Annotated in this window: 22 protein-coding genes and 1 tRNA gene; 16 read left to right on the forward strand and 7 right to left on the reverse strand. The window is 56.0% G+C overall.

What is annotated here, in order from left to right; translation table 11 throughout:
- Positions 1–349 precede the first annotated feature (349 nt).
- A complete protein-coding gene (locus tag ABLO27_RS18100; RefSeq protein ID WP_353034448.1) occupies positions 350–970 on the forward strand; it encodes a glutathione S-transferase family protein in 621 nt (206 codons plus the stop codon).
- 146 nt (positions 971–1,116) lie between these two features.
- Here the strand turns inward: ABLO27_RS18100 and ABLO27_RS18105 are convergent, their stop codons facing one another.
- Complete coding sequence (locus ABLO27_RS18105; RefSeq protein ID WP_353034450.1) at positions 1,117–1,638, reverse strand: CBS domain-containing protein; 522 nt, start codon at positions 1,636–1,638, stop codon at positions 1,117–1,119.
- Here ABLO27_RS18105 and ABLO27_RS18110 point away from each other — a divergent pair.
- Positions 1,637–1,906, forward strand: coding sequence for a hypothetical protein (locus tag ABLO27_RS18110; RefSeq protein WP_353034452.1), 270 nt, complete (start codon positions 1,637–1,639; stop codon positions 1,904–1,906). The genes ABLO27_RS18105 and ABLO27_RS18110 overlap by 2 nt on opposite strands.
- A 16-nt stretch (positions 1,907–1,922) precedes the next feature.
- On the opposite strand, the gene nqrM is transcribed toward ABLO27_RS18110, so the two are convergent.
- Both nqrM and ABLO27_RS18120 read right to left on the reverse strand, forming a co-directional pair.
- Entirely contained in the window at positions 1,923–2,153 is a 231-nt protein-coding gene (nqrM, locus tag ABLO27_RS18115; protein WP_352940603.1) for a (Na+)-NQR maturation NqrM, read from the reverse strand.
- Between the two features lie 21 nt (positions 2,154–2,174).
- Entirely contained in the window at positions 2,175–3,218 is a 1,044-nt protein-coding gene (locus ABLO27_RS18120) for an FAD:protein FMN transferase (RefSeq protein ID WP_353035063.1), read from the reverse strand.
- 163 nt (positions 3,219–3,381) lie between these two features.
- Here ABLO27_RS18120 and ABLO27_RS18125 point away from each other — a divergent pair, with 163 nt between their 5' ends.
- The 6 genes from ABLO27_RS18125 to nqrF are packed head-to-tail and all read left to right on the forward strand — an operon-like array spanning position 3,382 to position 9,239.
- The gene (locus ABLO27_RS18125) at positions 3,382–4,725 is read left to right on the forward strand and encodes a Na(+)-translocating NADH-quinone reductase subunit A (protein ID WP_353034454.1); all 1,344 of its coding nucleotides are present in this window, start codon (positions 3,382–3,384) and stop codon (positions 4,723–4,725) included.
- 3 nt (positions 4,726–4,728) lie between these two features.
- Positions 4,729–5,928 carry an NADH:ubiquinone reductase (Na(+)-transporting) subunit B gene (locus ABLO27_RS18130; RefSeq protein ID WP_353034456.1) on the forward strand — a complete coding sequence of 400 codons (1,200 nt, stop codon included), beginning with the start codon at positions 4,729–4,731 and terminating at the stop codon, positions 5,926–5,928.
- Positions 5,921–6,745, forward strand: a complete 825-nt coding sequence (locus ABLO27_RS18135; RefSeq protein ID WP_353034458.1) for a Na(+)-translocating NADH-quinone reductase subunit C — start codon at positions 5,921–5,923, stop codon at positions 6,743–6,745. Before ABLO27_RS18130 ends, ABLO27_RS18135 begins: the two co-directional genes overlap by 8 nt.
- On the forward strand, positions 6,745–7,398 hold the full coding sequence (locus tag ABLO27_RS18140; RefSeq protein WP_353034460.1) for an NADH:ubiquinone reductase (Na(+)-transporting) subunit D: 654 nt from the start codon (positions 6,745–6,747) through the stop codon (positions 7,396–7,398). Before ABLO27_RS18135 ends, ABLO27_RS18140 begins: the two co-directional genes overlap by 1 nt.
- Positions 7,398–8,006 carry an NADH:ubiquinone reductase (Na(+)-transporting) subunit E gene (gene nqrE, locus ABLO27_RS18145; RefSeq protein ID WP_352940608.1) on the forward strand — a complete coding sequence of 203 codons (609 nt, stop codon included), beginning with the start codon at positions 7,398–7,400 and terminating at the stop codon, positions 8,004–8,006. Before ABLO27_RS18140 ends, nqrE begins: the two co-directional genes overlap by 1 nt.
- A 12-nt stretch (positions 8,007–8,018) precedes the next feature.
- Positions 8,019–9,239, forward strand: coding sequence for an NADH:ubiquinone reductase (Na(+)-transporting) subunit F (gene nqrF / locus ABLO27_RS18150; RefSeq protein WP_353034462.1), 1,221 nt, complete (start codon positions 8,019–8,021; stop codon positions 9,237–9,239).
- Between the two features lie 224 nt (positions 9,240–9,463).
- On the opposite strand, the gene ABLO27_RS18155 is transcribed toward nqrF, so the two are convergent.
- A complete protein-coding gene (locus ABLO27_RS18155) occupies positions 9,464–10,369 on the reverse strand; it encodes a LysR family transcriptional regulator (protein WP_353034463.1) in 906 nt (301 codons plus the stop codon).
- A gap of 116 nt (positions 10,370–10,485) precedes the next feature.
- Here ABLO27_RS18155 and ABLO27_RS18160 point away from each other — a divergent pair, with 116 nt between their 5' ends.
- The 5 genes from ABLO27_RS18160 to ABLO27_RS18180 all read left to right on the forward strand — a co-directional run bounded on the left by ABLO27_RS18160 (position 10,486) and on the right by ABLO27_RS18180 (position 15,794).
- Entirely contained in the window at positions 10,486–11,640 is a 1,155-nt protein-coding gene (locus tag ABLO27_RS18160; RefSeq protein ID WP_353034465.1) for an ABC transporter ATP-binding protein, read from the forward strand.
- Complete coding sequence (locus ABLO27_RS18165; protein WP_353034467.1) at positions 11,640–12,560, forward strand: carbohydrate ABC transporter permease; 921 nt, start codon at positions 11,640–11,642, stop codon at positions 12,558–12,560. Before ABLO27_RS18160 ends, ABLO27_RS18165 begins: the two co-directional genes overlap by 1 nt.
- Positions 12,557–13,492 carry a carbohydrate ABC transporter permease gene (locus ABLO27_RS18170; protein WP_353034469.1) on the forward strand — a complete coding sequence of 312 codons (936 nt, stop codon included), beginning with the start codon at positions 12,557–12,559 and terminating at the stop codon, positions 13,490–13,492. Before ABLO27_RS18165 ends, ABLO27_RS18170 begins: the two co-directional genes overlap by 4 nt.
- Positions 13,493–13,634: 142 nt before the next feature.
- Positions 13,635–14,894: an extracellular solute-binding protein gene (locus tag ABLO27_RS18175; protein WP_353034471.1), complete on the forward strand. Its 1,260-nt coding sequence runs from the start codon at positions 13,635–13,637 to the stop codon at positions 14,892–14,894.
- Positions 14,895–14,969: 75 nt separating this feature from the next.
- Positions 14,970–15,794 (forward strand): phosphodiesterase, encoded by an 825-nt coding sequence (locus ABLO27_RS18180; RefSeq protein ID WP_353034473.1) that lies wholly within the window; start codon positions 14,970–14,972, stop codon positions 15,792–15,794.
- Positions 15,795–15,895: 101 nt separating this feature from the next.
- Here ABLO27_RS18180 and ABLO27_RS18185 read toward each other — a convergent pair.
- A tRNA-Ile gene (locus ABLO27_RS18185) sits at positions 15,896–15,972 on the reverse strand.
- A gap of 235 nt (positions 15,973–16,207) precedes the next feature.
- Here ABLO27_RS18185 and ABLO27_RS18190 point away from each other — a divergent pair.
- Both ABLO27_RS18190 and ABLO27_RS18195 read left to right on the forward strand, forming a co-directional pair.
- On the forward strand, positions 16,208–17,278 hold the full coding sequence (locus tag ABLO27_RS18190) for an AI-2E family transporter (protein WP_353034475.1): 1,071 nt from the start codon (positions 16,208–16,210) through the stop codon (positions 17,276–17,278).
- Positions 17,279–17,393: 115 nt separating this feature from the next.
- Positions 17,394–18,161 carry an SIMPL domain-containing protein gene (locus ABLO27_RS18195; RefSeq protein ID WP_353034477.1) on the forward strand — a complete coding sequence of 256 codons (768 nt, stop codon included), beginning with the start codon at positions 17,394–17,396 and terminating at the stop codon, positions 18,159–18,161.
- Positions 18,162–18,221: 60 nt separating this feature from the next.
- Here the strand turns inward: ABLO27_RS18195 and ABLO27_RS18200 are convergent, their stop codons facing one another.
- Positions 18,222–19,313 carry an NAD(P)/FAD-dependent oxidoreductase gene (locus tag ABLO27_RS18200; RefSeq protein ID WP_353034479.1) on the reverse strand — a complete coding sequence of 364 codons (1,092 nt, stop codon included), beginning with the start codon at positions 19,311–19,313 and terminating at the stop codon, positions 18,222–18,224.
- A 116-nt stretch (positions 19,314–19,429) separates the two neighbouring features.
- Between ABLO27_RS18200 and ABLO27_RS18205 the strand changes: the two genes are divergently transcribed.
- A complete protein-coding gene (locus ABLO27_RS18205) occupies positions 19,430–19,771 on the forward strand; it encodes a MerR family transcriptional regulator (RefSeq protein WP_353034481.1) in 342 nt (113 codons plus the stop codon).
- A gap of 82 nt (positions 19,772–19,853) precedes the next feature.
- On the opposite strand, the gene ABLO27_RS18210 is transcribed toward ABLO27_RS18205, so the two are convergent.
- Positions 19,854–20,732 (reverse strand): substrate-binding periplasmic protein, encoded by an 879-nt coding sequence (locus ABLO27_RS18210; protein WP_353034483.1) that lies wholly within the window; start codon positions 20,730–20,732, stop codon positions 19,854–19,856.
- Positions 20,733–20,959 lie beyond the last annotated feature (227 nt).

Here is a 20,959-nt window from a genome sequence, read left to right on the forward strand (position 1 = left end):
AAGTATAACAATACTTAGGTATAGTAATACTTAGGTATAACGACCACTTATCCCAAATGGGTACGAACACCCGGAAAACCGGCTTCAAACGCGAAACAAAGGTGGTTTGCGCGCACAGCACCGATGGAAATTGGTGAGGCCCCTCGCCTATTGGCAAGGCGCGTTCCGATCACTTCAGGATGCTTTCATGTTGCGAATATTCATGAAGGAAGACAAACAACCCCAACCGTCCAGGCTCATGGCGGCGGTGACGGCGTTGTCAGCTGTTTGAATTTGGCAAACGGTATCCAGGCTGTTATGCGCAAGGGCTCTGCCTGCAGTACTCATCGTCCAATGTCAGGAAAGTTCCATGCTCAAGGTTCTCGGTCGCGCCAATTCTGTAAATGTCCAGAAGGTCATGTGGTGCTCTGCTGAACTCGGCCTGGATGTTGAGCGCGTGGACATCGGTGGAGCATTCGGTGGCAACGACACGGACGATTACCTGGCTCAAAACCCGAATGGCCGCATTCCGACATTGCTGGACGGCGATTTTGTCCTGTGGGAATCAAACGCAATCGTCAGGTATCTTTGTGAAAAATACGGCACCTCACCCTGGTTTCCTGTCACTTTGGAAAATCGTGGTCACGCCAGCCAATGGATGGACTGGTACATCGCCGAGCTTCACCCGCCGATGACGACACTTTTCTGGCAACTGATCCGCACATCACCCGACAAAAGGGATCCTGCCGCAGTCAACAAGGCAATCGAAAGCTGCTCCCGACTGTGGACTGTGCTCGACACTCATCTGGCCAAGCACAACTATCTTCTGGGTGACGATCTCAGCATGGCCGACATTCCCGTCGGTTGCTCCGCGTATCGCTGGCACTCCATGGATTTTCCGCGTCCCGAACTGCCGGCCTTGAAGGCCTGGTGGACCAGACTGTCTGATCGCCCACTCTACAAGACGCACGTCATGCTGCCCCTGACCTGAGGCAGAAGCCTCGGTGATGATGAGCGCAGGAAAAATGGAAAGCCCGGAAAAAACTCCGGGCTTCATTACTTGAATGCTCAAATAGCAAAGACGATGAATGTACAGCTCGGCAGATTACATCGCCTTTGCCTCACCGAATTGCTCGGCTAACCGACAATCAGCTGCTTGAGCTTCAACGACTCGTATTCGAGTTCGTTCAGCCGATAGTTCACGAGGTCTCCGATGGTTACCATTCCGGCAATGGCGCCATCCTCCATCACCGGCATATGCCGGAAACGACCATCGGTCATTTTGCGCAGAACGGAAATCAACAGATCGTCCGGCCCGCAGACTTCCACATTGGTCGTCATGATGTCCTCGACGCGTTGCGGCAAGGTCTGGCCAGGTGTTTCGGCCAGTCTTCTGACAATGTCGCGTTCAGATAGGATGCCGAGCAACTTGCCGTCCGCATCCTTCACCAGCAGCGCACCGATTCGCTTTTCCTTGAGCATCACGACGGCTTCGTGCAGCGTGTTCTGCGGGCGAAGGGCGAATACGTCCGTGCCCTTCTTTTCGAGAATTTTCCGGACTGTCGCAGTATCGCTGGAAGTATTGGACTTCGCGGTCTGGCTGTGGGTCGATTCGTGCATCTTGTCTTTTCGGCTTGGGGCCTGATAAGAGCTTGGCATGATTTTGGCTCCCTGCTGTATGTCCACCTATGGTTTGACATACAGCTTAACCGAAACTAGTCGGCCGAAGGAACTCTCCAAATTGGCAGAATTTATTCTAACCCCGTTGATCGCAACGATTTTGTTCGTTTTGGCCTGTTTCGCCGGTTACCAATATCGTCGCGTCTGGGTGAAGGAAGGGCCGCGCTGGCAGCTTTGGCTGTTTGGCCTGATCGCAGGCGTCTGCCTGGCCCTTGTCGCGTTTATTCCGCTCTCGTCAACGTCCTAGCAGCCCCTTCGGGCAACTAGCCTTCCATTTCAGCAAGTTTTTTCCGCGCTCTCGGGCATGCGAGGCGGTCACGCAGCGGGCTGTTCGGATCGATTTCCTTGCTGCAGACAACACACTGGTCTGCATCAGAAATCGCGTTCAACCCGCCGCAACTTCCCTTGATGGTCTTGCCTGAAAAAATCACGCCAAGCGCCATGCCGAAGATGACGATCAGGAGGAGCGCGAATGTCAGAGCAAAGGTCAGCACTTTTCTAATCCGTTCTGGTTATCAGGCCTGCAGTTGTGCAAAGCGGTCGCTGGTTGCGGAAACGAATCCCTTGTTTCCTGTTTCAGCGCTACGTTCAATGAACAATACGGCGAGATCACGCTCATTTGCGATTTCAAGTCCGCGCTTTGTACCAAGCACCAGCATTGCCGTCGCCCAGGCGTCTGCAAGCATGGTGTTTTCGGCCAGTACGGTCACTGACGCCGTGCGGTGGGTAATCGGCCGGCCGGTATGCGCGTCAATGATATGCGAATAACGAACGCCATCCTGCTCGAAATAGTTCCGGTAATCACCGGATGTGGCCATGCCAAGATTTGAAACGCTGGCAACCTGGTAGGCGGTCTTGGTCAACGCATCCGGCGCTTCAATGCCGATCTGCCACTTCATGCCATCCGCATTCTTGCCCGAGACATAGACGTCTCCGCCGATCTCAACCATGAAGTCGGACAGACCAAAGCCCTTGACGACTTCAGCCATCTGATCGACGCCATGCCCCTTGCCGATGGACGGCAGATAGATCTGCGTGCCCGGATTGCTTTTGCGCAGGTAGTTCCCGTCGACATGCAGGCCGTCAGTCTGACCCGCAACTTCATACGCGGCCGCCAGAGCTGCCGGGTCGGGCTCGACATGACGTCCGGAGTTTTTCGCCCCAAATCCCCATGCTTCGATAACCGGGCCAAGCGTGATGTCGAACTGTCCGTCACTGGCGCTGTTGATTTCCTGCGACGCACCGACGACCTTCGCCAGCTCCCGGGAGACTTTCATCGGCTCCAAGGAGCGCGACGCGTTGAACCGCGAAACTTCAGACGAGGCATCCCAGTTGGACATCTGAGCATTGACTTGCGCCAGGCTCTTTTCAAGCGCCTGTTTCAAGGCTGCCTTATCTACGTTTCGATCATGATCGATGGCCGTGACCGAATAGCTGGTCCCCATGGTGGACCCGGAAAGCTCAAGAACATCCGCACCGCCTTTACAGGCAGCCAAGGTCAGCGACATCAGGATGAAGCTGCGACGGGAGAATGTAATGTTAGTTGGCACGGTAACCATCTCCGATAGATCAAGAGCGACTAATGTCGCCCGTCCTGTGGCGCTTTTCATTCGTTTCGAGAGCCGATTCAACAAAAAAATGTAGCAAACTGGCAAAATAGTACTTTTTACCGGAGCAAAAACGTAGCATATGGCGGCTTGTCGAATTCTGGAGGCCAGATGCGTGCAAAGCTTTAAGCTCAAAAAAGGTCTTGATCTGCCTGTAACGGGAGCGCCTGTTCAAGAGATCAGTGACGAACGCGAGATTCGGACAGCTGCCGTTATTGCTGCAGATTACATCGGTCTGAAACCGCGGCTGGTTGTTCAGGAAGGTGATGTTGTAGGCGTCGGCGCACCGGTACTTTTCCACAAAGACACGCCCGATGTCATGGTCACCTCACCGGTTTCGGGCCGTGTCAAGGCGATCAACCGAGGCGCACGACGCGTCCTGATCAGTGTCGAAATCGAGATTGATTCCTCTGCTGCCGAGCCAGTGGACTTCTCCGGCGTCGGTGATGCCACCACTTCGACCGGGCTCGTCGAGCGTTTGTGTGCCTCCGGCCTGTGGACATCTTTCCGCACGCGTCCATATTCAAAAGTTCCCGATCCGGCGACGAAGCCAGCAGCCATTTTTGTCACGGCAATAGACACCGAACCTTTGTCGCCTGATGCTGCCGTGGTCATTGCCGACAGTGGCGAAGCTTTCAAAAAGGGTCTCGAAGCTGTTCAGTCTCTGAGCGAAGGCAAGACTTACCTGTGCTCCGAAGCCGGTACGTCCGTTCCAGGTCAGGACATGAACGGCATCGAGGCAGCAGAGTTCTCCGGACCTCACCCGGCCGGCCTCGCCGGAACCCACATTCACTTCCTTGACGCTCCAAGCGCGCAAAAGACAATCTGGACCATCGGTTATCAGGACGTGATCGCAATCGGTCGCCTGCTTGAAACGGGCTGCTACGATCCAAGGCGCATTGTCGCCCTATCCGGTCCCCTGTGCGCGAAGCCACGTCTCGTACGGACCGTTGCCGGTGCTTCGATGACCGAGCTATCTGAAGGGGAAATTTCCGGGGACGTTCCTGTTCGCCTGATTTCCGGGTCGGTTCTCAGCGGACGTCTCGGCGAAGGTCACGGCGCTTATCTTGGCCGTTACGCGCGGCAGATCACGCTGATCGAAGAGGATCACAAGCAGATCCCGATGGGTTGGATACGTCCGATGCCATCGAAATATGCTTTCCAACCTGTACTTGGCTCTGCATTCTCCAAGAAGCTCTACGCCCTGACGACCAACCTGAACGGCGGACGGCGTGCGATGGTTCCTACCGGCACCTTTGAAGAACTTATGCCGCAGGACTTTCTGCCCACTCAGCTGTTGCGTGCCCTGCTTGTAATGGATACGGATCAGGCGCAGGCGCTCGGCGCCCTGGAGCTGGACGAAGAAGATCTGGGGCTGGTGGGTTTTGCCTGCCCCGCCAAGTATGAATATGGCATTGCGCTCCGCGACTGCCTCACCAAAATCGAAAAGGAGGGCTAGGTCTTGGGTCTGCGCAGCTTCTTTGACCGCATCGAGCCTCATTTCGTAAAGGGCGGCAAATACGAGAAACTTTTCCCCGTCTACGAGATGGTGGAAAGCTTCATCTACACTCCCAAAACGGTGACCACAGCCGCTCCGCATGCGCGCTCTTATGTCGACATGAAGCGGATCATGACCTATGTGGTCATTGCGACGATCCCTTGTATCCTGGTCGGCCTCTACAACGTTGGCTTTCAGGTCAACTCCGCGATCTCGACCTATGACCCGACCGGTTGGCGGGCGTGGTTGATCGAGGCAATGGGAATTGGCTTCGACCCAACGAACCCGTTTGCCAATTTCGTTCACGGCCTCCTTTACTTCCTTCCAATCTACATCACCACGCTGGTGGTAGGCGGCATCTGGGAAGTCATTTTTGCGACCGTGCGCGGGCATGAAGTGAACGAGGGCTTCCTGGTCACGTCCATGCTGTACGCGCTGATCCTGCCGGCTTCGGCACCGCTCTGGCAGGTCGCTCTTGGTATTTCCTTCGGCGTCGTGATCGGCAAGGAAGTCTTCGGCGGCACCGGCAAGAACTTCCTCAACCCGGCGCTCACCGGCCGCGCATTCCTTTATTTCGCCTACCCCGCACAGATGTCGGGGGACACGATCTGGACGCCGGTCGACGGTTTCTCCGGGGCAACGGCCCTCTCCATTTCCGCTTCCGAAGGCTACAAGGACCTTGCTGCAAACGGCATCAGCTGGATGGAGGCCTTCCTCGGCACCATTCAAGGCAGCATCGGTGAGACATCTGCCCTGGCCTGCATGATCGGCCTTGCCTTCCTGCTCATTACCAAAATCGCCAACTGGCGCCTGATCGTCGGCTGTCTTGCAGGCACGATCGGCTTCTCCGCCCTGCTGAACTTCATCGGATCGGACACCAATCCGATGTTTGCGATGCCCTGGTACTGGCACCTTGTGCTTGGCGGTTACGCCTTCGGCCTGGCGTTCATGGTGACGGAACCGGTCTCGGCATCCCATACCAATGTCGGCCGCTATATCTATGGCGCGCTGATCGGCTTCATGGTTGTGATGATCCGCGTCATTAACCCGGCCTTCCCCGAAGGTATGATGCTGGCGATCTTGTTCGGTAACGTTTTCGCACCATTGATCGACTATTTCGTGGTGCAAGCAAACATCAAACGCAGGGCGAAACGAAATGCCTGAAGAAAACGGACAACTGGAAAAGGGCCAGAACAAAGGCTTCGTGCGACGTTTTCTGGACATGCCCCCGGACTCGGTTCCGAAAACCCTGTTCGTCGCGGTAACCTTGTGCCTGGTGGCATCGATGATCGTGTCGGCAACGGCTGTGTCGTTGCGACCGATCCAGGAAGAAAACAAACTGCGCGACAAGCGCATCAACATTCTTCAGGTCGCTGGCGTCTATGAACCCGGCACCAATGTTCGCGAAGCTTTCCAGGCCTTCGAACCGCATGTTCTCGATCTGACCACCGGCAAGTTCACCACTGAATTTGATCCGGCTACGTTCGACGAGCAGGTAGCAGCCGGAGATCCTGAGCTGAGCCGTGCCCTGACCAATGACCCTGCCGGCATTGGCCGCCAGTCGAATTTCAAGACTGTCTATCTGCTGCGCAAGGGTGACGGATCGATCGACAAGGTCATCCTGCCCGTGCATGGCTACGGGCTGTGGTCCACTCTCTACGGATTTGTCGCCCTGGAAGCCAACGGCAACGACATCTTCGGCCTTCAGTTCTACCAGCACGCCGAAACCCCGGGCCTTGGTGCCGAGGTCGACAATCCGCGCTGGAAAGCTCTTTGGACAGGCAAGAAACTGAGAGATGAGAACGGCGACCTTCAGATCACAGTCGACAAGGTTCCGCCGCCGGCCGGCATTGAATTCCACGTTGATGCCATTGCCGGAGCAACGCTGACGTCTCGCGGCGTCGACAATCTCGTGAAATTCTGGATGGGTGAAGAAGGCTACGCAACCTTCTTGGCCAACCTGCAGGCAGGAGAGATCTGATGGCGCAGACCAAGAGAAGCATGCTGATCGATCCGCTGGTCGACAACAACCCGATCACCTTGCAGGTTCTCGGGATCTGTTCGGCTCTCGCGGTGACCTCGTCCTTGCAGGTGGCCTTCGTGATGGCACTCGCCGTGACGGTGGTGACGGCTTTTTCATCGATGTTCATCTCGATGCTGCGCAATCAGATCCCTGGCGCAATCCGCATCATCGTGCAGATGGTGATCATCGCGTCGCTGGTGATCATGGTTGACCAGTTCCTCAAGGCGTATGCCTACGAAATCTCCAAAACCCTGTCGGTTTTCGTCGGACTGATCATCACAAACTGTATCGTCATGGGCCGCGCTGAAGCCTTCGCCATGAAAAATCCTCCGATCGCGTCCTTCATTGACGGGATCGGCAACGGCCTCGGCTACGGATTGATCCTGATGCTGGTCGGTGTTGTTCGTGAATTGCTCGGCTCCGGCAGCCTGTTCGGTATCACCATTCTTGAGACCGTGAACAATGGCGGCTGGTACGTCCCCAACGGTCTTCTGTTGTTGCCGCCGTCAGCGTTTTTCGTAATCGGCCTGCTTATCTGGGCTTTCCGGACCTGGAAACCAGAACAGACAGAAGAGCCTGAGTACAAGATCCAGGTAGTGGAAGCTCATTGATGGAACATCTGCTCTCTCTTGGCGTTAAGGCAATCTTTGTCGAGAACCTCGCGCTTTCGTTCTTCCTGGGCATGTGCACGTTCATTGCCGTGTCGAAGAAGATTTCCACGGCCATCGGCCTTGGCATTTCGGTGATGATTGTTCAGGCGATCACGGTCCCTGCCAACAACCTCATCCTCACCTATCTGCTTGCTCCCGGCGCCCTCTCCTGGGCAGGTTTCAGCAATGTTGACCTCACGTTCCTTGGCCTGATCTCCTATATCGGCGTCATCGCGGCTCTGGTGCAGATCCTGGAAATGGTCCTCGATAAGTACTTCCCGCCGCTCTACAACGCGCTGGGCGTCTTTCTGCCGCTCATCACCGTGAACTGTGCGATCCTCGGCGGCTCGCTCTTCATGGTGGAGCGCGACTACGATTTTGCCGAGTCGGTAACCTACGGTGTCTCGTCCGGATTTGGCTGGGCGCTGGCAATCACCGCTATGGCCGGTGTCCGCGAAAAACTGAAATACTCAGATATTCCGGAAGGCCTCCAGGGTCTGGGCATCACCTTTGTCACTGCAGGTCTGATGGCTCTTGCCTTCATGTCCTTCAGCGGCGTCAAACTGTAACGGGAGAGCCCTGTGGCCACATTTGGACTAGGCATACTGCTCTTTACCCTGATCGTGCTCGGGCTGGTCACGATCATCCTCGCCGCCCGGTCGAAGCTTGTCTCCGTCGGCAACGTCAACATCAATATCAATGGCGAGAAGACCATCTCCGTGCCTGCCGGCGGCAAGCTGCTGCAGACGCTGGCGGAGCAAAAACTCTTCGTCCCGTCCGCCTGTGGTGGCGGTGGCACCTGTGCTCAGTGCCGGGTCAAGGTTTTCTCCGGCGGCGGATCGATCCTGCCGACAGAGGAAAGCCATATCACCAAGCGCGAAGCTGCTTGTGGCGACCGCCTGTCGTGTCAGGTAGCCGTCAAGCAGGACATGAAGATCGAAGTTCCCGAAGAGGTCTTCGGCGTCAAGAAATGGGAGTGCACTGTCCGTTCGAACGAGAACGTGGCGACCTTCATCAAGGCGCTTGTTCTGGAACTGCCCGAAGGCGAGGACGTGAACTTCCGTGCCGGTGGCTACATTCAGATCGAAGCACCTGCACACAAGCTCAAATACACCGACTTTGACGTTGAGGAAGAATACCGCGAGGACTGGGACAGGTTTAACCTCTGGCAATATGAGTCGGTCGTGGACGAACCCGTTGAGCGCGCCTATTCCATGGCCAACTACCCTGAGGAAAAGGGTATGATCATGCTGAATGTCCGCGTCGCCTCCCCGCCTCCGGGCTCGGAAGGCATCCCCGCGGGCAAGATGTCGAGCTATATCTTCAATCTGAAACCTGGCGACAAGGTCACGATTTCCGGTCCATTCGGCGAATTCTTCGCCCGCGATACGGAAAAGGAAATGGTGTTCATCGGTGGTGGCGCCGGCATGGCACCGATGCGCAGTCACATTTTCGACCAGCTCAAGCGGCTCAATTCAAAGCGCAAGATCAGCTTCTGGTACGGCGCTCGTTCGAAGCGCGAGATGTTCTTTGTCGAAGATTTCGATCAGCTTGCTGCCGAAAACCCCAATTTTGAATGGCATGTGGCCCTGTCGGATGCGTTGCCCGAGGATGAATGGACCGGTTACACCGGCTTCATTCACAACGTGCTCTACCACGAGTACCTCAAGGATCATCCGGCTCCAGAAGACTGCGAATTCTATATGTGCGGTCCTCCGATCATGAACCAGTCGGTGATCAACATGCTGCTCGAACTGGGCGTCGACCGCGAAGACATCATGCTGGATGACTTCGGCGGCTAAATTCAAAAACGATCCGTGACCCTCCAACTCTTTTCGTGACTTCGCGCAATAGCCGAATGTTCACCGGAGGGTCACCGGCAGCCCCGCTCCCGCTGCCAACAAGATATCGTTGACCAACAACGATGATGGCGAGCCCCTCCCCCTCCTTGCGGAAACAGTGTCAGTCCGACGGGAGACACAGGCTGGCCCGACCACGTTGTCCAGGATGCTTGCCTTCCTGCTCTTCAGGACCCGACAGAGTTGCTTTCTTCTGAAACAACCGCTTCAACACAGACCCCGAGAAAGCTCTTGATCAGGCGCAGGTCCTTCTTGTCGCGCGGAATGACCACGCAATCGCGATAGTCCTCCGGCATTTCCTCAACCGGAATGGCAACGAGTTTGTCAGAAGGATACATGCTGTTTTCCAATAGAAGACCAACACCAAGATTGTGAAGCAACGCCTCCTTGACCATCGGAAAGGTCGTTGTTTTCAAAACACGTGGAAACTTCAGCCCGTATTCCCTGATTTTGGACTGAGCGACCTTTTGCGTCAGCGATCCATCCCCTGGCAGGACCAGAGTTTCCGACTGCAGTTCCTCTAACGAGAGGACGGCCTTTTTCGCCAATCGATGGTCGCTGCGCATATGCGCCATGTATCTGGATCTTCTGAGTTCATGTGTCACAAGCGTTTCGCTGTCGGAGGGCTCGGTCACAATGGCCATATCCACCTGTCGCTCATTCAAAAGAGACATGGCGGAGGTCCAGTCATACAGCGTGAAGTCGATTTGCACGTGCGGATAGAGTTCGCCGTATTTCGCGATGATCGGCATGGCAGGACGCGGTGCATTGGCGATCAGGCGGATGTTTCCCTCTGACAATGCGCTGTAGTCATTTATCTTTTCCATTACCAACTGGTCGAGTGTCGCCAGCCGGTCGGTAATCTTGAACAGTTCGATCCCCGCGCGCGTCAGCTCGACCCCTTCTCTGCGCCGGATGAAAAGCTGCGTTCCCATCTGGTTCTCAAGTTTCGCCACATGCTGGGTAACCGAAGACTGCGTTACATTCAGGCAGTGGGCGGCCCGGGAAAAACTTCTTTCGCGAGCAACAAATGTGAATGCCTTAATTTGGTAGGGGTTGGGGGACGCGTTCATGACAATTCCATGTTGGATTTCATGGAAGACTCTAGCCTCCATTAGCGACGCTAATATTACGTCACAGACGCTTCAATGAGGCTCACTAGATTGCCCGCAACAACGAGGGCAGTTTCATGGCGTCGATTTCACTAAGGGCGATAGAAAAGAGATTTGGCGAGACACCGGTGCTCGAGGGGATAAACCTCGACATCGAAGCTGGGGAATTCCTCACTCTCGTCGGCCCCTCGGGGTGTGGAAAGTCCACTCTTCTGCGGATCCTGGCAGGTCTTGAAGCACCGACCTCCGGCACGGTCGTCATCGATGGTAATACGGTCAACGAGATGCGGCCGGCCGACAGGAACCTGGCAATGGTGTTCCAGTCCTACGCGCTCTATCCGCATTTGACCGTTGCCCAGAACATGATGACCCCGCTCCGTTTGCGCGATCTGTCGTTCACCGAGCGACTTCCGATTGCCGGACCATTGCTGGCGAGGTCCAAACATCGAGCGCTTGTCAGGCAGGTTGAGGACACAGCCAAGGTTCTGAAAATCGATCATCTTCTTGCGCGCAAGCCGGGACAGCTTTCCGGCGGCCAGCGGCAACGCGCTGCGCTCGGCCGGGCAATGGTACGCAAGCCTGCCGGGTTTCTGATGGATGAACCGTTGTCCAATCTGGACGCTGCACTGCGCATCCACATGCGCGCCGAACTTGCCGAACTCCACCGGTCCCTGCAAACGACGTTTGTCTATGTCACCCATGACCAGGCAGAAGCGCTGACAATGTCCGACCGGATGGCCGTGATGATGGACGGAAACATCCTGCAGCTCGGCACTCCTGACGAAATCTATAACAACCCGCGCGATATTCGGGTTGCGGAGTTTGTCGGAGCACCCAAGATCAATCTGCTGCCGGGACATCTCGATTCAGGTGGTCACGCTTGCTGCGGTGGCGTTGTTCTGACCCGCGTCGCCCATACAGCGTCTGACGAAATCACTCTGGGCCTGCGCCCCGAACATCTGTCCGTGTGCGACCACACCGATCAGCAAGCTTTGAAAGGCCGCGTCGTGCACAAGGAAAACCTTGGCGCTGACATCTACCTGCACATCAGCCTTCAGGATGGTGCCCATCGCATGGTCGTGCGGGCAACTCCTGTTGAAGGCGTCCCGGTTTCAATAGGCACTGACATCGCCTTCAAACGCCTCCACGGCGTTGCCATGGTGTTCGACAAGGCCGGCAAGCGCATTGACCTGACGGATGACACCTCGGCTGCTGTACCGGAGGTGGCCTGATGCCTGCTTCCAGAGCGCATTACTGGTTTGTCGGCCCGGCGCTTTTCCTGATGTTCGTCATTCTGCTTTTGCCGATCGGTATTGCAACCGTGATGAGCTTTACCAGCTACAGTCTGGGCAATCCCGGGGCTGAATTCGTTGGTCTGACCAACTACGAGAAAATCTTCACACGCTCGACCTATGAAAAGATGTTCGGCGCGACTTTCCGTTATGTTTTTGTGGTGGTGCCCCTTTCCGTCGGCCTGGGTCTCGGTGCAGCGCTTCTGATCAACTCCACACGGCGTTTCGGCGACCTTTACAAGACGATCTACTTCCTGCCGGTAATGGCCGCTTTGATTGCCATGGCAATCGTCTGGGAGTTTGCTTTTCACCCCACGATCGGGATCGTCAATTCCACCCTCGAACGCGGCTGCGGTACATTGCTGGAAGCCTGGAGCTGGTACGCACATGGCTGCGATCGAGGCTTCCCGCTCTGGCTGACCGACCGGGACTATGCCATCTGGACAGTTGCCTTCATCGGCGTGTGGCAGGGATTCGGCTTCAACATGGTGCTCTACCTTGCAGGCCTCACCTCCGTGCCGCGGGAGCTCTATCAGGCTGCCGAAATGGACGGCGCCAAGAGCGCCTGGGATCGCTTCAGACTGGTCACCTGGCCAATGCTTGGCCCGACCACCGTTTTCGTCGTCACGATTTCCTTCATCCGCTCCTTCCAGGTGTTCGACACGGTCGAGGCATTTTATCCGCAAGGCGGCGGTCCATCGAAATCCGTCTACGTGATGATGTTCGCGATCTATGAAAAGGCAATCCAGCAGAACCTGATGGGTATTGGCGCTGCCATCACCGTGGTTTTCCTGGCCTTTGTCATGTTTCTCACTCTCGCCCAGCGTTGGCTGGTGGAAAGAAGGGTTCACTACACATGAGCGACGCAACCCAGACCGCTGCCGCTTCTGTCGACCTGCCCGCCTTTCGGTTTTCTGCGACGGAAACCCTGAAGCATGTCGTGTTGATCTTCGGAAGCCTCATCGTGCTTCTGCCCTTTTATGTCATGATCAGCTACAGCTTCAAAAGCCCGGCCGAGATCATGCAGAACGTCGGAGGTTTTTTCGGCACCCAGGCCCCTTTCCGTGATGACTATTGCATCAAACTCGGGAAGGACATCGCCGACTGCATGGTGACACCGGTCATCTACAACTACACAACAGCGTTCGAGAAAGCTCCGCTGGTTCGGTATTTGTTCAACGGCGTCGTTGTCACGGCATCCATATTCTTCATCCAGGTTCTGGTTGCCCTGCCCTGCGCCTATGCGCTCGCCAAACTCAGGTTCTGGGGCCGGGAAGCCGTCTTTGGTCTGGTGCTCTTCTGCCTGCTGATCCCGGTTCATGCGATCGCCCTGCCGCTCTACATCATGCTGGCCAAGGTCGGCCTCACGAACACATACGCAGCGCTGATCATCCCCTGGACGATTTCGGTTTTCGGCATCTTCCTGATGCGTCAGTTCTTTATGACCGTTCCCGATGATCTAATCGATGCGGCGCGCATGGATGGCATGAACGAGTTTTCCATCATCTGGAATGTGATGCTGCCGACCGCGATCCCCGCGCTTCTTGCCTTTGCCATCTTTTCAGTCGTTGCACACTGGAACGACTATTTCTGGCCGCGGATCGTCGTCACGGGTGACCGCTCGTTGTTCACGCCGCCACTTGGTCTGCGGGAGTTCAAGGGCGATGCGGATGGCGACAATTTCGGTCCGATGATGGCAACCGCAACCATCATCGTTGCTCCCCTCATCGTGGCCTTCCTCATCGCACAGCGGCGTTTCATCGAAGGCATCACGCTTTCCGGCATGAAATAGGCCGGCGGAAGACAGAGACCGGAAACAAGGAATTGCGGGGCCGCCTTTCGGCAGCCCCATCACCGAAATCCCGAGATGGGATCAACCGGGAGCGGACGAGTTTGGCGACCAGCCACTCCCACGGCAACAGACGGAGAGTTCCATGAAAAAGACCCTCACCGCAATAGCAATGCTGCTGTCAGTTTCGGCTGTTCACGCAGAAGACAAAGTCACCATCGAATTCGCTTATCCCTATTCGCATCTCTTCGATGTGACCTACGAAAAGATCCTGCCGAAGTTCAACGAGAAGTTCCCCAACATCGAGGTCAAGATCCGCGCGACCTACGAATCCTATGAAGATGGCACCAACACCATCTTGCGCGAAGCTGTTGCCGGTACGCTTCCGGATGTGACGATGCAGGGCCTGAACCGCCAGGCAATCCTCGTCGAAAAGGGAATTGCCAAGTCGCTGGAGCCGTTCATTCTGAAGGAAGAGACCTTCGAAAAAGACGGTTATCACGATGCCATGCTGAAGCTCGGCACGTTCAACGACGACATTTACGGTCTGCCGTTTTCTGTTTCCCTGCCGGTCGGCTACTACAACATGGATGTGATGGCGAAGGCCGGCATCACCTCAACGGCCGACCTGCCGAAGTCCTGGGATGAAGTCGTTGAAGTCTGTGGCAAACTTCACGAGGCCGGGGTCAAGAACCCGATGTTCTGGGGCTGGAACATCACCGGCAACTGGTTCCTGCAGGCGCTGATGTGGTCTCAGGACAAAGCCACCATGGAAGGCAACGCGTTCCAGATTTCTTCCGATGAAGGTTTGAAGTCTCTGGAGACGATGAAAAACATCTTCCGCGGCTGTGACATGCAGAACATCGAATGGAAAGCGGCTTTGGCCTCCTTCTCCGCCGGTGAAATCGGCATGATGTTCTGGTCAACATCCGCATTGGGCGCTGTTGAGCGGGCCAAGGGCGACTTTGAACTGAAGACCAACGAATACCCGGGCATTGAGGCTACCGGCCCGAAAGGCCTGCCGGCGGGCGGCAACGCTGCCATGCTCGTCTCGTCCTCAGAAGACCCGAAAGTCCTGAATGCTGCCTGGGAATGGCTGAAATTCATCACCTCCGGTGAAGGTGCGGCGGATGTTGCCCGCACCACCGGCTACATGCCGCCGAACAAGGCAGCCAACGAAGTCATCCTGGCCGATTTTTATCAGCAGAACCCGAACAAGGAGACCGCCGTGCGCCAGCTGCCGCTGCTGCGCGATTGGCAAGCTTATCCGGGTGACAACGGCCTCGCTGTCACACAGGTGATCTACGACGGTATCGAAGGCATCGTCACAGGTGAATACGACGACATGGCCGAACTGCAGGAGCAGCTCGACGAAGAAGTTTCAGACCTGCTTCCTTCAAACTGATCCACCACTCCTTCCGACGCCGCCCGGTTGCCCGGGCGGCGTTTTCCATTCAAATCAGAACAAGGGGAGGAAGTGATGAAGCTTCTTCAACTCACGGACATTCATTTGACCGAACCGGGCCAGACCATTGGCGGTCGGGAGCCGAACGAAAACTTTCTGAAGGCAATGACCCACGCGCTATCGCATCACCCCGACGCAGACGCCGTAGTCATTACCGGCGACCTTTCCGATTGGGGCGATGAGCATGACTACCAACGCCTGAAGCAGATGCTCGCCGGAGTGGATGTTCCTGTTCATCTTTGCATCGGCAATCACGATAACCGGGAAGTCTTTTTGTCGGTCTTTCCCGAGAACGCTGATGAAAACGGTTTCGTTCAGGCCGTAGTCGACTTGCCGGATGGCACTGGCCTCCTGCTCGACACATGGGGTCCGGATTCCCATGCCGGGTTCTACTGTGAAACACGGCAATCCTGGCTCAACCAAAAGCTCGCCGAATTGCCAGGGCCAGTCTATCTGTTCATGCACCACAATCCGGTTCCCATCGGAATTGCGCCGATGGACAGGATCATGCTTCAGGACAGTGAAGGATTTGCGCGGGTCGTCGCGCGCCACAACTCCAAAATTCGCCATATTTTCCATGGCCACTGTCACTTGCCTCTGTCGGGATCCCTCGAAGGTATTCCGTTCAGTGCCCCGCGCGGCACCAACCATGCCGGTTGGCCGGATTTCGGTCACGACAGCAAGCTGAGCGGCTCCGACCTGCCGGAGAGCTACGCGGTGATCCTGACGAACGGAAACTCCGTCATGGTTCACATGGTCGAATACGGTTACCAGGGTGAAATCCGCCGGGAAGCATCCCCGAACTATGCAGATTGGGATCGCTTGACGATGGTTCGCTAACGCTCTCACATGGACAGACAAACTCGCGGTCAGCAAGCAGCATCGCCCAATGACCGCTTTCTCAGTGAAAAATAACAGAGAAGCACGTAGAATGAGAGAAATGGTGGGCCCGGAGGGACTCGAACCCCCAACCAATCCGTTATGAGCGGACGGCTCTAACCAGTTGAGCTACAGGCCCACAGCGCATTGCCGGGAAAAGGTGGCAGTTGCGCGTCACGTTTCCCTATACCACGGCAAAATTCCGGGGCAAGTGCTTTGCGACAGGAAGCTCAAAAAGGTCTTGGAAAGTTGCCCGAAGAGGTTCGAACGGTCGATCAAGTCTGTCCTTCCGTAAAAACCGGTTCCGTTTGCAGCTCGCATAAGGTCTAAATGTTCAAAACAACTTAGCGCCTGAATCACTTACCGGAGCCGTCATGCGATCACCGCTTCTTTCCGTCACGTTGAGCGTGCTGCTTGTGTGTCTGATCGGCTGGCTGCTGGTTGTCGGCCGGTCGCTGCTTCTTCCCTTCGTGATCGCCCTCATCGTCTGGTACATGATCAACTCCCTGGCGCATGTCTTTGAGCAGATCCCGATCGGCCGCTGGCGCCTGCCCGGGTTCATTTCATTTACGATGGCACTCCTGACGATCTTCGCAGTCGCCACCGTGGTGCTCGACATCGTGACGGTCAATCTCACCCAACTGGCGCAGGACGCCCCGACCTACCAGCGACGGCTTGAAGAGCTTTTCAATCAGGTCACTTCGCATCTGAACCTGAACGATCCCGTGGAACTCAAGGATCTGTTCCCGGACTCGGTGGTTCCGCGCATGGTCACGGCAGGGGCCAGCGTGGTGACCGCTCTCGCCGGCTCAGCCAGCCTTGTGTTCATCTATGTGCTGTTTCTCGTGCTGGAACAGTCCACCTTCGACCGCAAGTTCGAACGCCTTTTCGCATCGCCTGAACGGGCTCAGGCCGCCTTTGCGATCCGTGCGGAAATCAACCGCTCGATCATGCACTATTTTTCCATCAAGACCGCCGTCTCCGTTGCGACCGGTGCCCTGACAAGCCTGATACTGATCGCCATCGGCCTTCCCTATGCGGCGCTGTTCGGTTTCATTGCCTTCCTGCTGAACTACATTCCAACCATCGGCTCTCTGATCGGGGTCATTTTCCCGAGCCTGCTGGCTGTCGTTTATTACGACAATCTGGCGCCCTTCTTTGCAATCGTGACCGGTCTCGGCCTCATTCAGTTTACCGTCGGCAACCTGATCGAGCCAAGATTGATGGGCTCGAACCTCAATCTTTCCGGACTGGTCATCATGCTCTCCCTGTCCTTCTGGGGCGCAGTCTGGGGTGTTGTCGGCATGGTGCTGTGCGTACCGCTGACAGTGATGATCGTCATCGTCTGTGCCCGCTTCGAAGGCTCGCGCCCTATTGCTGTCCTGCTTTCCGAAACCGGCGACGTCGGGTTTCACAAAGACACAAGCAGTGAAGGCAATAGCTAACGCTTTCGCTCAAGTCCTTGAAAATGAACGGAAGCTGAACCGGCAAGCCTTATCCCTGCCGCAATGGGAGACAATCTTCGCGGCAAACAACAAACAGTTGAAAAGGATTTGTTCCATGACATCCATTGTTTCTGTATTGCCCAACCGTCCCTTGTCGTTTGCCCGCAACATCGCGCTCGCCGTTGGCCTCTCGGCGGCGATGTTGACTGTTGCCCCTGCTGTTGCCCAGGATCAGCCTTCCCTCGCACAAACCGGCAGCATCACCATGGAAGGCCGAGGAACCGTTTCCGTCGCCCCTGATATGGCCGTCATCACCACGAATGTGGTCACCACCGCTGAAACCGCAGCTGAGGCGCTGGCCGAAAATTCCGCGTCAATTACGAAGGTCATCGATGCGATCAAGGGGGCCGGTATCGAAGCCAAGGATATTCAAACCCGGGGTTTCGGCATCTATCCGCGCTATGAGCGGATCACCGACGGTTCCAACCGCCAGCCCAACATCATCGGATACGAGATCCGCAATGGCGTGGAAGTAAACGTGCGGGATCTGGCCAAGCTTGGCGGACTTTTGACCCTGGTCGTGGAGAGCGGCGCGAACTCGGTCGATGGCATCCGTTTTGAGGTGAGCGACCCGCAAGAGAAACTGGATGAAGCTCGCAAGAAGGCGGTTGAAGCCGCACGCCACAAGGCAGAGATCTTTGCCAGCGCTGCAGGCGTGGAACTCGGCAGCATCATGACGATCACCGAGACCGGCACCCAGATGCCCCGCCCGCTGATGATGCGCGCCGAGGGCATGATGATGGCAAAGGCAGATGCCGTTCCGATCGAGGCCGGCGAGGAAACCATCGGCGCCAACGTCACGATCCGCTGGTCACTCAAATAGGTCACAGCCACATCTCTCGGGATCGATGTTTTATCGACCCCGAGAGGTGACTAGGTCCTCTTACGAAGCGCTTTGGTTCCGGCCGAAGCTCTTGTTGTATTTGGTCAGGAAAAGATCCAGCCCTTTGATCTTGCTCGTGACCCAGTTTCCGGCGGTAAAGAGCACCAGGAAGGAACTTCCCTTGTGAGGTCCGAGCGGCAGCAGGATCGGTGCCTTTTTCCACGGTGAATACGGTTTCATGTCAACGAGATTTTTTCCTGAGACCAACCCCTTCAATGTCTTCGTCAACCACGGCAGTTGCCGGGCGATAGCAACGATGGTCATGGCATCCCCATTTTCAGCAACATCTCCTGCTGCAAAGACATTTTCCAGGCTCGACGGCCGCATCCAACCGTCTGTCGCGATACGGCCTGCGGCCGTTTTCCTAACATCCGGCAGCATCTCCAGCAGGGAAGAATTCGCCTTCGAGCCGATGGCGGGAAAGACGATATCGGCACTGATGCTCTGCCCGTTGTCCAGCTGAATGGTGCCGGCATGAGGCTCGCTCGTGCTTTGAAGGTTTGCGGCACGCGCTCCGAAGACGATCTCGACACCCTCAGCTCTCAGTTTGGCTTCCAACGACCTGCCGAGCTTCCGGGGCATTTCCGGAAGCAGCGCCTGCTTGTCCGATAGAAGCATGATCTTCTTTTCAGGCATTGCGTGGGCAATCTCCCCCGCAAGCTCAATCCCAACGGCACCGCTACCGACTATGACAACCGACCTTGCATGCAACAGCTGTTCATGCACTTGCCGGTTTGCTTGCCGCAGTGCCTCAATATCTCCGCCCACAGGCTTGAATGGCGAGATGTGCGTCGAGCCGGTCGCCAGAACGATGTAGTCCCCCTCCACGCGGCGACCGTCACTCAGCGTGACGCCGGCATGATCCACTTCCGTAACACGGCCATGAAGAACCTCGCCGTTCGATAGCAATCTGTCGTAAGGGATCAGAGCCCGGTCCAGAAGAGCCGGGTCGACAACCGCCCGGATCATGGCCGGGGCGTGAACGAAGTGGTCCGCCTGTTCGACCAACGTGACCTGAGCGTCATTTTCCAGGGCCTTGGCAAGTTCGGCACCCAGATAGCCTCCGCCCACAATGACGATGCGTTTTGACATATTTTACCTTTCCGCAGCCTGTTATATCAGGCGAATGGACTTTCAATGATCTTGCCCTATGTAACCATAGTCAGAGAGAAAACAATAGACCATTGTCCATGGTTTGGAGATTTTAGATGAAAATCGGTGAACTCGCCGAAAGATCAGGCGTAACCCGTGACACGATCCGCTTTTATGAACGCAATGGATTGATCAGATCCCGGCCCGGGCAAAGCGCAACAAACAATTACCGGGACTACCCCGAAGACAATCTTTTCCAGCTCGAGTTTTTGACCAGAGCACGCGATGCTGGAATGTCGATTGCCGACCTTCAGGACATCGTCAACGCAACGGAAGGATCGTGTGACATGGAGGCGGCGAAAAACGTCATAGGTGCAAAGATCAGCGAACTGAAGGAGCGCGAAGAGCAGATTCGAAAGGTCGTGCTGTTTCTGGAAGAAAGTCTGCAGAAACTTTAGCCACTCCATACACACCGGGGAATCTGGTCAGACACTCCGTCTTTGGCGTGGACACACCCCGAACTGCGCTTTACGCAGCGGCCTAGAATGCCGTTGTGTCCTTGTTCGGCGCGTCGGCGTAGAAGCCGTCGCTCGGACTGAAACGAAGCGGAATACCTAGCTCCTGGCTCCATTTTTCCGCCGCCTTGTCGAAAAAGTCCGACTGCTTCAGGCCCTCATATGCATTGCGCCATGCTTCGGCCAGTTGAGGATTCGTGCCGTTGGACACCATCAGGTAGGAAGGCGACTGGCGAACGGTGTAGACAGAGGAAACGGAATCAGCGGGCAACCCGAGATCCTGCAAAATGGCGGAGGCCTGCAAGCGGGAGGTGACCCAAAGGTCGACCCGCCCGGCAAGCAACATCTTGACTCCGGTCTGCTGGCTCTCGGTCTCCACAGTCTGGATACCGGCCTTTTCCAACAGCCGGATTTGCCAGGACCCGCGAACACCGGCGACGGTCAGGTTTTGTGTCCTGACAGCATCAAGGTCCTTCAGTTGCCGCATCGCCCCATTCTTGGCCATGAGGCTATGGGTCCACATGACCACAGGGCCGATAAATTGAAATCCCATGTCCAGCCGTTCCTGCGTGCGCCCTGCTGTAAACAACAGAACATTAGGCTCAGACTTGGCAATCAGATATCCCCTCGCCCAAGGAATGACTTCAACCGGCGTCGCGATTTCCAGTTTTCTCTTGAGAGCTTCGACGACTTCTACACTGATGCCGGTCGGAACCCCTTTTTCGTCCAGAAAATTGGATGGAGGCCACGGTGAAGTGATCAGGCGCATTTCCTGCGCGTGGATCTTTTCTCCCCAAAGAACGGTTCCCCAGGTGACCAGAAACAGAAACAGGCTGACATAGAGTAGATCGCGCCGGCTGGCCTTCACTCGCGCACCGCGCACCTCATATTCCGCCTGATTCATATCGTGGGCCCCTCCAAAGCCAAACAAGATTGGAAGATGATAGCGTCAAACGCTTGCCTGTCACTTGAAATAACGACTGTTTGAAGTTTAGGCGGCTGCCTTTTGTTGACAATTTGGAACAGCAGGGCTCGCGGAAATCTTGTGAAAGAGCAGAACATTTCCCGCTCAAACACCACTTCGCATGCACAATGTTCCTGAAATCCCGGACCTTCAGGTTGAACAATTTC

The organism is Roseibium sp. SCP15, from assembly GCF_040329435.1.
Lineage (GTDB): Bacteria > Pseudomonadota > Alphaproteobacteria > Rhizobiales > Stappiaceae > Roseibium.